Raw genomic sequence first — 14,505 nt, 5'->3', positions numbered from 1 at the left:
GGTTGCGTCAAACTTTGCGTTTCGCAGTCGGGTCGCGTTGGGAGACAAGCTGGACTGGACTGCAAACTTTGTTTTTTAAAAACGGACCTGCAGTCATCGAGCGTTAAGGCGTTGGGCGTCATTTTGCTGCAGACTTAGATGTCTTGCTTTATCCGCTCGGCCCGTTTCGTTGCGGGAGCCGAAATGCCGGCGCCGGCTTCATCGGAAAGTCGCGCAAACATCGGTAAAGATGCCAGCACCACGAGCGCCGTTGCAAGGAAACCGCATGCGAGTTGCCAGCGCTCGGTTTGCGCGCTGCCTGAAAACAGCATGGTCGCCTGAATGGTTCCGGCCGCGACCGTCACGCCAACGGCTTTCATCAACTGCTGCGCGGTGCCTTGGAACGACGTCGCGGCGGCGAGGCGCGGCTTGGGGACATCGGCGAAGGCGAGCGCGCCCATCGTCGCGAAACTGAGGGAACGGCCGAGACCGCCGATCAACAGCAGCACGAAGATGGCGCTCGCGGGCCACGCTTGCGACATCGTCGAGCAGATGGCGAGCACAGCCGCGAAGCACACGCTGCCGCCGCACAAGACCGCGCGCACGGAGAAACGCCGAAGCGCGAGCGCCGTCATGGGCCGCATGCAGAACGAACCGAGCGCGCTCGCGAAGGTGACCAGACCGCTGGCCGTTGCGCTGTATCCGAAGCCGGTCTGCAAGGTCAACGGCACGAGAAAGGGCAGCGCGCCCGCGCCCGCGCGAAAAAGACTTCCGGCGACGGTGGCCGCGTGGAAAGTCGGAATAGATAAAAGCGAAAAGTCGATGGCCGGGTTCGCGACCTTGCGGCAATGAACCACGGTTACACGAAACAGCAGCAATCCAACCGCCACGCAGACCCACGGCACGCCCGCAGGCAGCACGCCCCGCCCCGCGCTTTCGATGCCGACCATGAACAGCGTGAGCGACGCACCCGACAGCAGCATCCCGCGCAAATCAGGCGGCAGCCGATGCTCCGGCGCCGATGGCGGCAAAAGCTTCCACGTCAACAGCAAGCCGACGATGCCCACCGGCACGTTGACCCAAAAGATGCTTCGCCAGGAAAGCGCATCGGTGAGAAAGCCGCCGAGCGGTGGCCCAAGCAATGGGCCGACAAGCGCGGGCATGGTGAGCCACGTCGTCGCTTGCAGCAGTTCCTCGCGCTTGACGCCGCGAAAAAGGATGAGGCGGCCGACCGGCACCATCATCGCGCCGCCGAGTCCCTGCACGATGCGCGCGGCAATGAGCTGCGGCAAGGTCATCGCCGCCGCGCATGCTATGGAAGCGAGCGTGAACGTGGCGATCGCCCACATGAATACGCGCCGCGCGCCGAAGCGGTCCGCGACCCAGCCGCTTGCCGGAATGAACACGGTCAGCGCGACCAGATACGCGGTGATCGCGCTGCTCAAGTGGATGGGGTCGATGTGAAGATCGCGCGCCATCGTGGGAATGGCGGTGGCGACGATCGTGCCGTCCATGTTCTGCATGAAAAGCGCGCTCGCCACGACTGCGGCGGTGATGCGAAAGTTGCCGCCCTTCACGGCGCGGTGCGCGCCCGCCCGTCGAAGGGTTGATGCAAGGCGTGGTGAAAGGTGAATGAGTGCATATCACCCAGTTTAATCGATGCCTCTCACCATCCGCACTTCAATGAGCGACACGCACCGCGATGTCCATATAGTGGTCGAGCGTCGGCGTCACGCGTGAGGCGTCTTTCGCTTCGTCGTCCCAACGGCGCAAGGACAAGGCTTCTTGTGCGTGCGGTTTGGCAAGAAACGCGTGCGCCTCTTCATCGCTGAAAATGCCGCCCTGCAATTGAAGGCTGCGAACGGAATCGGCGGAAAGGCGCGCGTGGTAGGAGGCATCGATCGCGCATAGGCAACGCTTTGCATCCACATGAAGACGAATGGGTTCGAGCACGGCATCGGAAAAAACGGGCCGCAGAAAAGGCAGCGCGAAGTATTGATGCAAGTCGTCGATGCCGCGTTCGGTCGGCGTTTCGCCCTGCTGATTGAGCAAGTGGCCGAGGTCGTGCAGCAGCGCGGCGGTAATGAGTTCGGGCTGCGCGCCCGCTTGTTCGGCGAGCATCGCCGTTTGCAGCGCGTGCTGGAGTTGACTGACCGGCTCGCCGCTATAGGCAGTTGCGCCGTATCGATCGAAAAGATGCCGGATATCGTCGAGTGAAAGAGCCATGATTCAGGCGATTTACGTTAAACGCGGGATTGTCGCCGCATAGTATGACGAACTGATGGCGCGCTTGAGCCAAAGCGTCCATGCGTTCGATTTTATGTACATGAAAACCCTTATTTTCACGTGTTACGATGCTCGGCGACCGCACTCATAGAACGCATGCATGGCAACGCTATACGAAACGCTCGGCGTGAGCGACCACGCCACCGAAGACGAAATCAAACGCGCTTACCGCAAGGCTGCGATGCGTTCGCATCCCGATCGCAATGTCGGCAATGAGAAGACCGCGCACGCGAAGTTTCAGGAGGTCAAGGAAGCGTATGCCATTCTGTCGGACCCCGCGCAACGCGAGGTCTACGACCGCATTTTCGCGGAGGAGATGGAGCGGCACACGGCGCGCATGAAGCAGGAAGAGGCGGAGCGTGAAGCGCAGGAAACGCGTGAGCGTGAGGCACGCGAGGCGCATTACCGCGAACGCGTGTCGCTGGCCATGCGCTTTGCTTCGCTTGGTCATAATCGCGATGTCGTGTTCGGCGTTTTACTGGGACAGGATTGCGACGATGCGACTGCACGGCAAATAGCCGATAGCGTCGTGGCACTGCATGAATCGCGGCATCCGCCAGAAGTGGTGGAAGAAGCAGAGCCGGAAAAACAAGAAACCGTCGAAGCGGGCGCCACACCTGCCAACCCACTCGGCACGATGTGGTTTCAGTTCCTCAACAACCTGAAGTTCTAAGCCGCCAGCTTCTCACCGCGCATGATATTTGCCGCCTTCAGCGCCGGCGGATACACACACCAGCGGCCATCGTCGTGCCGGAAAAAGAACAACGCACGCGACGATGCGCCTTGCGAAGTCTCCACGCACACATAGCGCCTGCGATCAGAACGCGTGCGGCTGAACTGCGTGACGTGAACCGGAATGCTACCGGGCGCGAGCCATTTCTCGACCTGATAACGAAGGGACTGCTCATACGCGCTTTTCATCTGAGTCTCCACACACGCGGCTTCCATATTTGGGCTAACGGCGGAATTCGCCTGCTGCTTTAAGCCCTGAGCATGGAATAACCATGCCGCATCGCACCACTGTCCTGACAAAGCACTTGAACTTTACGCCCCTCGTCCGTTCGTTGTGCGCATTTTCGCGAAATAGCAACATGCGAAAATAAGCTTTTAAAAAAGGAACCGGTTGCATCAATCGTCGTGCATGGCGGTGCTCGGGTATGTGCGCGAACGGTCATATCAAAAGGCCGTTGCGTGCGCTACCCGTCACTCTTGGTAGAGCGAAATGTGTGCCTGACTGAGTAAGTTTATTTAAAGAGGACGCGCGAAACTCAATTCGTGGCCGTCAGGATCGGTGAGATGAAAATAGCGCTCGTGCCAGGGCGCGTCGCGTGGCGCGAATTGCGGCTCGATACCGCTCGCTTGCGCGCGGCGATAGAACGCATCGACATCCGAAACATAGATGATGACGCGGCCCCACCACCGCACGGGTTCATGCGCTTCTGTCGTGAGATTAAGGAAGGACGGGCCGAAGGCAAATGATGTGAACGGCGCATTTTCGCCGCCATGCACGATGCGAAAACCCAATGCGTGATAGAACCTGACCGCGCGCGCCATGTCGCGCGTGGCGAATGTGATGGCGCTCAGGCTCTCCGGGTAAGCATCTTCTTTGTCGTTCGAGTCCATGCGTTTCGATGTCATCCCGGATGATGTTGATGCGACACGATGTTCAGCACCGAAAGATCGGGATGCGTGCCATCTACGATGCTGCGGCCGATATGCCGCGCATCGTCTACGGCGTCTTGCGGATGCTTGTATTCGTCTTCGCCATCCGCATGAAAATGCACCGCTTCGGTTGCGCCGGGCCTGCACACGTGTCCGATATAAACGTAACGCTCGACCTCACGCGGCGGCGCATGCTCGGGAATGGGCTTGAGCAAAGGCAACACGTGAATCTCGAATCCTTCGTAATCGAAGACCTGCCATTGAGCGGTGTCGGCGGACATGATCGCCTCCTTTGTCGGTGCGCTCACTAAGAACGTTACTCCTGTTGAGGCGCGAGTTCCATCGTTTAACGTGAGAACATACGGGCATTGTGATTCGATCGGAGGCATCGGGCCATGAGCTTCGTTATTCGTCTTTCATTGACGTGCGCGCTTTTAATGATCTCGAGCGCGTCGCTGCATGAAGCACAGGCTGCGGATGCATCGCAATCGATCGCAATGTTGGATTGCACGCTGATCGACGATAACGCCGCCTATAACGACGAAGAAACCAATCGCCTTCAAAAGCAGCGCCTCTCGATGGTAAGCGACGCACTGCGCGACGATCTTCGCGAACGCGCGCTTTTTCACGTCGCCGACAACGCACCCGCAAGCGATCTGATCGCCACGTTGCGCAGCACGCAGGACATGAACGCATGCAACGGCTGCGAATTGCGCGTGGCAAAGCAACTGGGCGTATCGCGAGTGGGCGTGTGCTGGGTGCAAAAAATCAGCAATCTCATTCTGAACATGAACGTGCGCGTGGAAGACTCAGCGAACGGCTCGACGCTCTTTCAGCGCTCTGTCGATATACGCGGCAACACAGACCTCTCATGGAAGCGCGGTGCCAAGGCGCTTGTCGATTTGATCGCAAGCGACCCTTCCGCCACGCGCTAACGGCTAATTCGGGAGTTTTTCCCGTCTCGCGGCATTGTCAGTGCGGTGCGTGTTGGGCTAAGTTCGTCGAAGAACGCAATCAAAAACGAATGAGAGCCGGAGACGAATATGCAAGTTGGAAAGAACGCGGCGCGCATTGCTTGCGCATCGATCATGACCTGCGCGTTGACGGCGCATGCCGCCGCGACGGCCTATGTGACGAGCGAAACCGCCGGTGTCGGCGTGATCGATCTGAATGCAATGACGCTCGCGAAGACCTTCGATCTGGGCAAGGACGGTCCGCGCGGTTTAAGTCTCAACAAAGACGGCACGCGTCTTTATGTGGCCAACAAAACGACGAATGACTTGTCCGAGATCGATACATCGTCAGGCAAGGTCGTGCGGCGTGTGAAGATCGGCAAGAATCCCGAATTCGTGCGTGTGCTCGGCAATACCGCTTACGTGACGTACGAACCCGGTGAAGAAGGCGGCCCGCCCAAGCCCGGCCAACCTGAAAAGAAGGATGACGACGACGCCAACTCGCCACCCGCCGAAATAGCTATAGTCGATTTGAAAGCATTCAAGGTGATGCGTTCCGTGAAAAGCGGCCACGAGACCGAAGGCGTGGAGTTCTCGCATGACGGCAAGCTCATGCTCGTCACCAACGAAGGCGATGATACGGTGTCCATATATCACGTCGGCACGGGTGCGCCCGTACGCGAGGTGAACTTGCCGAAGGGTTCGCGTCCGCGCGGCATCAAGGCGTCGCCTGATGGGAAGCAATACGTCGTGACGCTGGAAAACACCAACAAGTTCGTCGTGCTCGATGCTTCGTCCATGAAGATAGAAAAGACCGTCGATACGAAGATGGGCCCTTATGGCGTGTCATTCGATCCATCCGGCAAGCACGTATTGGTCGCGGCGGCGCGCGACAAGACCCTGCAAGTCTTCGATGGCAAGACCTTCGAACACACGAACGATATCGCAGTGGGTCAACGCTGCTGGCACTTCAGCTTCACGCCCGATGGCTCGAAAATTCTTCTTGCATGCGGGCGTTCCAATGCGGTCTATGTGATCGATGCATCGAGCTATCAGCCCATCAAACAGATCGGCGACTTGCCGCTTGCATGGGGCGTCGTGACATATCCGCCGAGCGCGGGTTCGATCGTGGGACGTTGAGTTTTTGTCGCACGGTCATTTCGTTTTGCGCGGTCCATCGTTGCCAAATAGACCGCATGGCGGGCATGAAAGCGCTGCTAGTATCGGAGCAGGGTCGCTGAAGAGGTCCATCATGCTCACACTGGCAGAGGCTTTTCATGAACTTCTGGACGCGCCCGCGCGCAAGCGAGTGCTGCTCGCGACGCAGGGCGCGCGCGGCAATTGTCACTGGCTGCCCGCATTCATCGGTAAGCAGGGGGAGTTGTGTTGCGAGCGCGGTGAAGACGCGAACATCGAACTCGAAGAAGAAGCTATAGACGCGATGCGTCTCTTCGAATCCGGCTCGTTGTCTTCATGCGCGCTCGTCGCACGGCTGGGAGATTTAGGTGTCGGCGCGCTGGTGATGGGCCCCGAATCGCCCAGCGACGCCATGCGCATGCTGGAGCAACTCAAGGCCAATGCGCTCGGCCGTTTCGTCGAACATTACCTCGCCGAGTTGCAGAAACGCCGCCCGGCGAAGGTGTATCCGTTCAAACCGCGTTGAAATGACGTTAAGCGTTATTCACTTCCACGCGTAACGCATTCCCACCCAGATGCCACGCGGCGCACCGACGCCGAGAAATTGTTCGTTGGTCGTATCCGTGCCGCTGAAGGTATGGTTAGGACCGTTGAAGAAGTTCTCACCGAGAATGGCGAAGTTCGCGTAGCGCTTGTCCAGCAGGTTTTGCAGCTTCGCATAGACCTGCAATTGCTTCGTGATGTTGTACGTCGTATCCAGATCGATCAGGAAATAGCCTGACACGGTGCCGTTCACATCCTGATTGTTCTCGTCGCCGCGCGCGAAGATATTGCTGCGATACGTGAGGTTCGAGCCTACATTCCAGCTCGGCAGCACGTTGTAATCGAGCCGTACTTTGACTGTGTTCGCGGGAATGCCCGGAATGCGGTCGCCTGAATGCACGGTGATGTTGCCATCGCCATCCGCGCTCGAATTGCTGGCGCTGCTTTCCGTCCACGTCGATTGATACGTCGCGTTCACATAGCTGTAGCTCGCGGCCACGCCGAGCGGTCCCCATTGCGTGCGTCCCGCCATTTCGAAGCCTTGCCGCCGCGTCTTGCCCACGTTCTGAAAATAGCCTAGCGTGCTCGCCGCACCCTGACTGCTGATGAACTGAATGTCGTCCGAGAGCGTCGTGCGATAGGCCGCTGCGCTCCATGTCGTCGCGTTGCCCAGACGCCCGCGCGCGCCGATTTCGAACGTGCGCGAGATCACCGGCTTGAGATCCGGGTCCGCGATGAAATCGTTCGGCAGCGAGCACGGCGCGTTCGGGTCCGCGCACGCCAGTTCGATGGCGGTCGGCGAGCGCATGCCTTCGTTGTACGTCGCATAGGCCGTGAAATAGCGCGTCGGATTCCAGTTGAAGCCAATCGCGGGATTGAAGCGCGAGAACGTGTGCTGGCCATCGAGAAGCGGCTGCACGCCGCTTTCATCGCCGATGGTGGCCTTGGACCAGTTATAGCGGCCGGCAAGCGTCATCGACCATTGTTCGTTGAAAGAGAACGTGTTCTCGAAGTAGATGCCCCAGTTCTGGTTACGCGTTTTCGCGTCCGTGCCCGGCACGAACGGACCGGTGCCGATGGTCGCGCGATTGTCCTCGAACGCGGCATCCTGCGTGGCCTGTGAGAAATGCGTGTTGGCGAAATCGCCCGCCGCGCCGAGCACCAATTGATTGTCATAGCCGAACAGCTTGTTGAGCAAGGTCAGTTGCAGGCTCGCGCCGTAACTGTCGGTCACGATCACCGATTGGTCGTTGGTGGCCTGAGCGAGTTCGTCGGGATCATCGCCGTCCGGGTCGAAGTCATCGTTGACGTTGCTGCTCACGTTCTTGTTGCGATAGTGCCGGTAATACACGTTCCCGCTCAACAGAATGTTCGGCGAGAAATAATGCTCGGCGTTGATCGTCAGGTATCCGACCTGATTTTCGTTCGTGTCGGGAAAGGTATAGGCTTGCCTGAAGTTGTCCATGAACGAACGCGGAATGGTTTGCGAACCATTGAGCGTGTTGTCCGCGCCGCGCATTGATACGGACACCGTGGTATCCGCATCCGTATAGCGCAGCTTGCCGAAGGCCTGACGCAGCTTGCTCGAATTGTGGTCCGCCCAGCCGTTGTCGTTCGTCACATTGGCAGTAAAGTAGTAATCCATATGATCGCCGATCACGCCGCCCTGCTCGAATTGCGATGCCTTGCGCCCGAACGAGCCGAAGCTCAGGTCCACGTTGCCGCCCGGATTGTCGCGGCCATTCTTGGTCGTCACGGCGATGGCGCCGCCCAGCGTGTTGAGGCCAAACGTAGGATTCGAGCCGGGAATGATCTGCATCGTCTGGATGGCGGCTTGCGGAATCAAATCCCAGTTCACGACATCGCCGAACGGTTCGTTGATGCGCACGCCATCCATGAACGCGGAAAGCCCTTGCGGCGTGCCGAGCAAGGGCGAGGCCGTGAAGCCGCGATACAAAATATCGGTCTGCGAAGGATTGCCCTGCGCGTCGTTGGTATCCACGCTCGACACGTTCTTCTGCAGATAATCGGTGATGGTCTGCGAATGCTGCGCGTCGATCTGGCGGCCCTTGATGGTCTGCACATTGGCGGGCACTTTTTCGAGCGGCGTGCCCACGCCGGTGAGCGGCGTCATGCCGACCACATTGACCGTCGGCAACTCCACCGCTTGCGGCGCGCTTGCAGCGGTGGCGGGCGCATCCGCCGTTTGCGCCCATGCGGCCACGCTCATGCTCGCGACCGCGCCGCCGAACACGATACGCAATCCGGCTCGGGGTTTGAACGGATGCGCGCCCTGCCTGTTGCGCGGCATGCTTTTCATTGTCTCTCCTCCTATCTTTCGACTCTTGGGATTCTTTATGTCAGTGAAAGACTCGCATAAGAAACCGCGCGTGCACCGGGAGCTTTTCCCGATCGTGCAGGGAAGCGTTCCCAAACGTGCCGGCGGGTTGACGCGAGGTGCTTCGGGCATGCGTAGAATGCTTGCGTGATGCCTTCCGACTCCCTTTCCACCGCAGCCGATCGTCCGCGCGAACGCGTGCCGCACGCGACCGTCTGGCGCGATTTCGTGTGCGTGATCGTGGTCACGCTGATTGCGGGCGCCTTGTTTGCCGAATTCGATTTCAGCGAACTCGCGTACCGATGGACGCGCCGCGTCGAACGCTTTCAGCTCGACGAATTGCCCGCGACGCTGCTCGTGCTTGCCATCGGCTGCGCGTGGTTTGCGTGGCGTCGCTATCAGGAAGCGCAGCACGAGGCGCGGCGGCGGCGCGTGCTCGAAGAAGAAGCGGAACATCTACTGGCAGAGAACCGGCGTCTGGCGAGTCAGGCGATTGCCGCGCAGGAAAGCGAGCGCCGTCATCTCGCGCGCGAATTGCATGACGAACTGGGGCAATACCTCAACGCCATTTCGCTCGATGCGGGGCGCATCCGCGATCTTTCCATCGAACGTGAAGCGGAAATACATCGGTTGTCGCTTGCGCTCATGCAGAGCGCGACGCATGTGTATCGCGAAATCGGCGGCATGATCCGCAAGCTGCGGCCGATTGGTCTGGATGAATTCGGCCTGCCCACCGCGCTCGAACATTGTGTCGATGGCTGGCGCGAGCGCTTGCCGCAAGCGGCCTTCACGCTTGCGATAGAAGGCGATTTCGAAGACCTGAGCGATGCGCTCAACATCACGCTATACCGGCTCGTGCAGGAAGGGCTGACGAACGTATCGAAGTTTGCCCGCGATGCGCGCGTGGAGATTTACCTGGCGCGCGGGCCGGGAGAAATCATCGTCACCATGACGGACGATGGTCCCGGCGTCGATCTGTCGAAGCCACGTCTGGGCGTGGGGCTGATCGGCATGCGCGAACGCGTGGAAGCGCTCGGCGGCGAGTTTCACCTCGCCAGCAAGCCCGGCGAAGGCTTTTTGTTCTGCGCGCGCGTGCCCGCTCAGGCGGGACTACCGTTGGCGCCGAACCCACTGAACGAAGCCTCCGCCGACGAAGCGAAGTCCGCGAAATGAAGCCCTAATCGATTGGCGATCTGCGCGAGTTGCACGCCGTTGTCCGCGCCGAATTTCTGCCTTATTACCGATTGATGGTTCGCCACCGTCTTCTGGCTCAGGCCTAACTTTTCCGCGATGCTCGGCAACGTATAACCCTGCACGAGCAGACGCAACACCTCGAATTCACGCGCGGACAATTGACGTCCCGGCGGTCCGTCCTGAATGGTCGCGCGCAATGCAAGCGCCTGAGAAATGTCGGGACTCAGATAAAGCGTGCGGCGCGCGACGGCACGTACCGCTTCGACAAGCACATCGGGCGCGCTGGCTTTCGTCACATAGCCGCGCGCGCCGGCATCGAGCGCGCGTCGAACGAAGATCGCTTCCTCATGCACGCTGAAGATCAACACATGCGCGTGCGGTTCGCGTGCGAGCATGCGGCGCATCGCCTCGATGCCGCTCGCGCCCGGCAACGCAAGATCCATCACCACCACATCCGGCTGCAACGCGCAGAACTTTTGATAGGCCTCCGATGCATTTGCCGCTTCACCCGCAACCAATACGTCGGGATTCAGCGCGAGCAGTCGCTTGTAACCTTCACGGACGACAGCGTGATCGTCCACCAGCAGCACGGAGATATCGGCGGTCATGGTCTGTCTTCTCCTCGGTCTGAACCTCGTTCGCGTGCTTCTTTCGCGATGCGCCGGGAATTCGCATCGTTACGGAACACGATGGGTTGTTCTTTTGGTTCTACATTGGGTTCTTCACGCGCGGCGGCATGGCGAACCACCTCGATCACGCGTCCGTGATGCGGAGACTTGTCGCACACCGGGTCCGCGTTCGCGGGATCTTGCGTCAACAGATACGCCTGACAGCGGCAACCGCCTAAATCGATGGTCTTTTCATCGCAACTGCGGCACGGTTCCTTCATCCAGCCGAAGCCACGAAAGCGGTTGAAGGCATCGCTCTCGTACCAGATGTCCTTCAACGGTGTGTCGATGACATTGGGAAACGTAAGCCCCGGCAGCGTGCGCGCGGTATGACAAGGCAGCGCCGCGCCGTCCGGCGCAATCCCGAGAAACACCTGTCCCCAGCCGTTCATGCAACGCTTGGGACGCGTTTCGTAGTAATCCGGAACAACGAAGAATATCTTGCAGCGGTCGCCGATTTCCTTTCGATAACGCTCGACCACCGCTTCCGCTTCCTTCAGTTGTTCGCCGGTCGGCATGAGTTGCGCGCGGTTCTCGTGCGCCCAGCCGTAGTACTGCGTGTTCGCGAGTTCCAGATACTCCGCGCCCATCTCCAGCGCCATGTCGATGATGCGTCCGATATGCGGCAAGTTATAGCGATGCAGCACGCAATTAAGCACCATCGGGAAGTCATGCGCCTTGATGAGCGCGGCGACGCGGTTCTTCAGATCGAAGGTCTTGGTATGCGAGAGAAAGTCGTTCAGCTCTTGCGTGGAGTCCTGAAACGAGAGCTGAATGTGATCGAGACCGGCTTGCTTCAATGCAGTGAGGCGCTTGTCCGTCAGCCCGATACCGGACGTGATGAGGTTCGTATAAAAGCCGAGCTTGCGCGCTTCCTCGACAAGCGTTTCGAGATCGTCGCGCAGCAAAGGCTCACCGCCCGAGAAGCCGAGTTGCGCCGCACCGAGCGCGCGCGCCTGACGCAATACGTCGATCCATTGAGCAGTGTCGAGTTCGCGCGAATGGTCCGCGTAATTCGTCGGGTTATAGCAGAACACGCAATGCAGCGGGCATCGATACGTGAGTTCCGCGAGCAGCCACAAGGGCGGCGGAATCGGCACGCCTTCGTGCTCGGGCTTCGCGACAGGGACGGACAGGTCGGTCATCTCGCTACTCCAGCCAGCCTCGCGCACGCGCGCCGGCGATGAACGCGCGCACATCGTCGCCGAGATTGTTCGCGTTGAACGCCTGCTCAAGGTCCGCGACGAGCGCGGGAATATCGCGCGTGCCGTCGCATCGCAAAAGAATCTGCGCGGCGCTTTGATTGAGTTTCACCATGCCTTCGGGATAAAGCAGTACATGGGCTTCCTGCGCGGGTTCCCACTGAAGCCGAAATAAACGCTTGAGCGTGGGACGCAATGAATCGTCGGGTGCTTCGACGGCTTCCTGCACGCGCTTCGTGGAGTCTTGATCGCTCATGACGGAAAAGCCTTTTCGATCGAATCCAGCATGGTCCAAAGAATATCGAGCTTGAATTGCAATATGTCGAGTGCGCGCTGTTGCTCTTCGCGCGTTTTGAAATGCGCGAGCGTGACTTCTAATCCGTGTTCGACATCGCGCTGCGCAAGCGACACGCGGGAGCGGAAGTAATGCAGCCCGTCCGGTTCGATCCACTTGTAATGCTCGGGCCATGTCGCCAGGCGGTCCTTATGGATCTGCGGCGCGAACATCTCTGTCAGCGACGAACACACCGACTCTTGCCACGGCGCGCGGCGCGCGAAATTCACATACGCATCGACGGCGAAGCGCACGCCCGGCGCCACGAGTTTGAGTGACCAGAGATCGTCGCGCGAGAGGCCGACTGCATCGCCCAGACGCGCCCATGCTTCGATCCCGCCGGGCTGATCGTCATAACCGTCGTGATCGAGAATGCGCAGCACCCAGCGGCGGCGTGTCTCGCGGTCGGGGCAATTGGACATGACCGCCGCGTCTTTCAGCGGAATGTTGATCTGATAATAGAAGCGGTTAGCCACCCAGCCGCGAATCTGTTCTTTCGAACAGCCGCCGCTGTTCATCTTCACGTTGAACGGATGATGAATGTGATACGCCGTGCCCTTCGCGCGCAATGCTTCTTCGAACTGCTCGCGCGTCCATGCGGGTCCGGCGTCTTTCAGCGGTGTGAAGATCGGGCCCGTGGTGGGATTGATCATCGTGTCATGCATTGAAGCTGCTCCGTTTCGTGTTCATAGCTCGAACGTCATGCCGTCGTTTGCGACTTCGATGCCGTGCTCCGTCAGCGTGCGACGCTCGGGACCGTCCTCGATAAGGATCGGATTCGTATTGTTGATGTGGATGAGCACCTTGCGCACGTTCGCGCGATCGATCGAATCGAGTACCTCGATCATGCCGCCCGCGCCGCTTTGCGCGAGATGCCCCATATCGCGGCCGGTTTTCTTCGTGAGGCCTAAACGAATCATTTCGTCGTCGGTCCATACGGTGCCATCGACCAGCAAGAGATCGGCTTCGCGCATGGCATCGATTACGTGCGGTTCGAGCGCGCCCAGACCCGGTGCATAGAAAGCGCGCTTGCCTGTAGCGGTATTCGTGAACATGAGGCCGATGTTATCGCCGGTTTCCGGTGCATCGCGATGCGGCGAATAGGGCGGCGCCTTGCTCGATAGTGGCAAGGCATCGACCTTCACGTGTGGAAGTTCAGGCACCGAAACCGACTCACCGTCCAGCGCGATACGACGGTGTTCAACTCCGCAGTAATGCGAAAGAATCTTAGTGATGGGAAAGCCGATGGAAAGATCCTGCCACACCGCATCAGTCGTATAGAGCGGTAACGGCGTGCCGCGCTCACGCAGCATGAGCAGGCCGGTGACGTGATCGATCTGCGCATCCATCGTGATGACAGCGGCGATGCCCGTATCGCGCACGCGTCGCGCGGGCTGAAGTTCAGGGTTCGCCGCGATCTGCGCCAGAATATCCGGCGATGCATTCACGAGCAGCCAGTCCTCGCCGTTCTCGCTCACGGCAATGGAAGACTGCGTGCGCGCCTTTGCGCGAATGGTCCCGCGCCGCACGCCATCGCAATTGCGGCAGTTGCAGTTCCATTGTGGAAAGCCGCCGCCTGCCGATGAACCGAGCACACGTATCTTCACGGCATCATCCTCCGCAAAAGACCGTCACGGTCGATCAACTGATGCTTCATCGCGCCGAGAAAATGCAGCGCGATGACGGCGATCATCATCCACGCGAGATAGCCGTGGATGGTGAAGAAGATATGTCGCAAGCCCTTGTCGTCCCAGCCCCATTGCGGCAGCGGAATGCCCCAGAACTTAGTGCCGAACTTGTTGAACGACGAACCGAGATAGCCGGTCAGCGGCATGCCGATCATGCCCACATATAAAAGAGCCTGCGTGATGCTCGCGGCGGCGCGTTGCCACGTCTGCATCGGCGGGTATGGCGGACGGCCAAGAGCCGACCGTGCCCAGATGCGGAGCAGCACCAGCAGGAAAACCGTGATGCCAAGCGACTTGTGAAAGTTGACGAGCGTCGATTTGAAGGGCTCGCCGCGCGGCAGCGTGCCCATGTAGAAGCCGATGCACAGCATCGCAATGATGACGAGCGCAATCAACCAGTGCAGGGCGATCAAGGGCCGTGCATAACGTTCGTCTGCTGTCGCGAGCGCGCTTGTCGTCGCGCGCGAGCGGGCAGGGTTGCGCGTTGTGCTCATAGGCTCGCTTCTCCGTGCGGCAATTCA

At 59.6% G+C, this 14,505-nt stretch carries 17 protein-coding genes; 5 read left to right on the top strand and 12 right to left on the bottom strand.

Going from position 1 to position 14,505, the window contains the following annotated elements:
- Nucleotides 1-134 precede the first annotated feature (134 nt).
- Together ACZCWR_RS22295 and ACZCWR_RS22290 are read right to left on the bottom strand one after the other, a co-directional pair.
- Entirely contained in the window at nt 135-1,556 is a 1,422-nt protein-coding gene (locus ACZCWR_RS22295; protein ID WP_487303791.1) for an MFS transporter, read from the bottom strand.
- A 103-nt stretch (nt 1,557-1,659) separates the two neighbouring features.
- Entirely contained in the window at nt 1,660-2,205 is a 546-nt protein-coding gene (locus tag ACZCWR_RS22290; protein ID WP_487303790.1) for a phosphonate degradation HD-domain oxygenase, read from the bottom strand.
- A gap of 160 nt (nt 2,206-2,365) precedes the next feature.
- Here ACZCWR_RS22290 and ACZCWR_RS22285 point away from each other — a divergent pair, with 160 nt between their 5' ends.
- Entirely contained in the window at nt 2,366-2,938 is a 573-nt protein-coding gene (locus ACZCWR_RS22285; RefSeq protein WP_487303789.1) for a DnaJ domain-containing protein, read from the top strand.
- On the opposite strand, the gene ACZCWR_RS22280 is transcribed toward ACZCWR_RS22285, so the two are convergent.
- From ACZCWR_RS22280 to ACZCWR_RS22270, 3 genes are all read right to left on the bottom strand, one after another.
- Nucleotides 2,935-3,186: a hypothetical protein gene (locus tag ACZCWR_RS22280; RefSeq protein WP_487303788.1), complete on the bottom strand. Its 252-nt coding sequence runs from the start codon at nt 3,184-3,186 to the stop codon at nt 2,935-2,937. The genes ACZCWR_RS22285 and ACZCWR_RS22280 overlap by 4 nt on opposite strands.
- 327 nt (nt 3,187-3,513) lie before the next feature.
- The gene (locus tag ACZCWR_RS22275) at nt 3,514-3,888 is read right to left on the bottom strand and encodes a VOC family protein (RefSeq protein ID WP_487303787.1); all 375 of its coding nucleotides are present in this window, start codon (nt 3,886-3,888) and stop codon (nt 3,514-3,516) included.
- A gap of 11 nt (nt 3,889-3,899) precedes the next feature.
- Nucleotides 3,900-4,208: a hypothetical protein gene (locus ACZCWR_RS22270; protein WP_487303786.1), complete on the bottom strand. Its 309-nt coding sequence runs from the start codon at nt 4,206-4,208 to the stop codon at nt 3,900-3,902.
- A 156-nt stretch (nt 4,209-4,364) separates the two neighbouring features.
- Here ACZCWR_RS22270 and ACZCWR_RS22265 point away from each other — a divergent pair, with 156 nt between their 5' ends.
- The 3 genes from ACZCWR_RS22265 to ACZCWR_RS22255 all read left to right on the top strand — a co-directional run bounded on the left by ACZCWR_RS22265 (nt 4,365) and on the right by ACZCWR_RS22255 (nt 6,543).
- Nucleotides 4,365-4,862 (top strand): DUF3280 domain-containing protein, encoded by a 498-nt coding sequence (locus ACZCWR_RS22265; RefSeq protein ID WP_487304772.1) that lies wholly within the window; start codon nt 4,365-4,367, stop codon nt 4,860-4,862.
- Between the two features lie 108 nt (nt 4,863-4,970).
- Nucleotides 4,971-6,020 (top strand): cytochrome D1 domain-containing protein, encoded by a 1,050-nt coding sequence (locus ACZCWR_RS22260; RefSeq protein ID WP_487303785.1) that lies wholly within the window; start codon nt 4,971-4,973, stop codon nt 6,018-6,020.
- Between the two features lie 112 nt (nt 6,021-6,132).
- Nucleotides 6,133-6,543, top strand: a complete 411-nt coding sequence (locus ACZCWR_RS22255; RefSeq protein ID WP_487303784.1) for a hypothetical protein — start codon at nt 6,133-6,135, stop codon at nt 6,541-6,543.
- An 18-nt stretch (nt 6,544-6,561) separates the two neighbouring features.
- Here ACZCWR_RS22255 and ACZCWR_RS22250 read toward each other — a convergent pair whose 3' ends face one another.
- The gene (locus ACZCWR_RS22250) at nt 6,562-8,880 is read right to left on the bottom strand and encodes a TonB-dependent receptor (protein WP_487303783.1); all 2,319 of its coding nucleotides are present in this window, start codon (nt 8,878-8,880) and stop codon (nt 6,562-6,564) included.
- Nucleotides 8,881-9,048: 168 nt separating this feature from the next.
- Between ACZCWR_RS22250 and ACZCWR_RS22245 the strand changes: the two genes are divergently transcribed.
- Complete coding sequence (locus tag ACZCWR_RS22245) at nt 9,049-10,071, top strand: ATP-binding protein (RefSeq protein ID WP_487303782.1); 1,023 nt, start codon at nt 9,049-9,051, stop codon at nt 10,069-10,071.
- Here ACZCWR_RS22245 and ACZCWR_RS22240 read toward each other — a convergent pair.
- The 6 genes from ACZCWR_RS22240 to ACZCWR_RS22215 are packed head-to-tail and all read right to left on the bottom strand — an operon-like array spanning nt 9,999 to nt 14,478.
- Nucleotides 9,999-10,700, bottom strand: coding sequence for a response regulator (locus tag ACZCWR_RS22240; protein ID WP_487303781.1), 702 nt, complete (start codon nt 10,698-10,700; stop codon nt 9,999-10,001). The two genes, ACZCWR_RS22245 and ACZCWR_RS22240, sit on opposite strands and share 73 nt — an antisense overlap.
- Nucleotides 10,697-11,905, bottom strand: a complete 1,209-nt coding sequence (pqqE, locus tag ACZCWR_RS22235) for a pyrroloquinoline quinone biosynthesis protein PqqE (protein WP_487303780.1) — start codon at nt 11,903-11,905, stop codon at nt 10,697-10,699. The genes ACZCWR_RS22240 and pqqE overlap by 4 nt, the downstream gene beginning before the upstream one ends.
- A gap of 4 nt (nt 11,906-11,909) precedes the next feature.
- Entirely contained in the window at nt 11,910-12,218 is a 309-nt protein-coding gene (pqqD, locus tag ACZCWR_RS22230; protein WP_487303779.1) for a pyrroloquinoline quinone biosynthesis peptide chaperone PqqD, read from the bottom strand.
- Nucleotides 12,215-12,961: a pyrroloquinoline-quinone synthase PqqC gene (pqqC, locus tag ACZCWR_RS22225; RefSeq protein ID WP_487303778.1), complete on the bottom strand. Its 747-nt coding sequence runs from the start codon at nt 12,959-12,961 to the stop codon at nt 12,215-12,217. The genes pqqD and pqqC overlap by 4 nt, the downstream gene beginning before the upstream one ends.
- A gap of 21 nt (nt 12,962-12,982) precedes the next feature.
- Entirely contained in the window at nt 12,983-13,903 is a 921-nt protein-coding gene (gene pqqB / locus ACZCWR_RS22220; RefSeq protein ID WP_487303777.1) for a pyrroloquinoline quinone biosynthesis protein PqqB, read from the bottom strand.
- Nucleotides 13,900-14,478 (bottom strand): cytochrome b, encoded by a 579-nt coding sequence (locus ACZCWR_RS22215; protein WP_487303776.1) that lies wholly within the window; start codon nt 14,476-14,478, stop codon nt 13,900-13,902. Before ACZCWR_RS22215 ends, pqqB begins: the two co-directional genes overlap by 4 nt.
- Nucleotides 14,479-14,505 lie beyond the last annotated feature (27 nt).

It is taken from the genome of Caballeronia sp. A2-2 (assembly GCF_057612605.2).
This window is presented reverse-complemented; position numbering and strand designations above follow the sequence as displayed.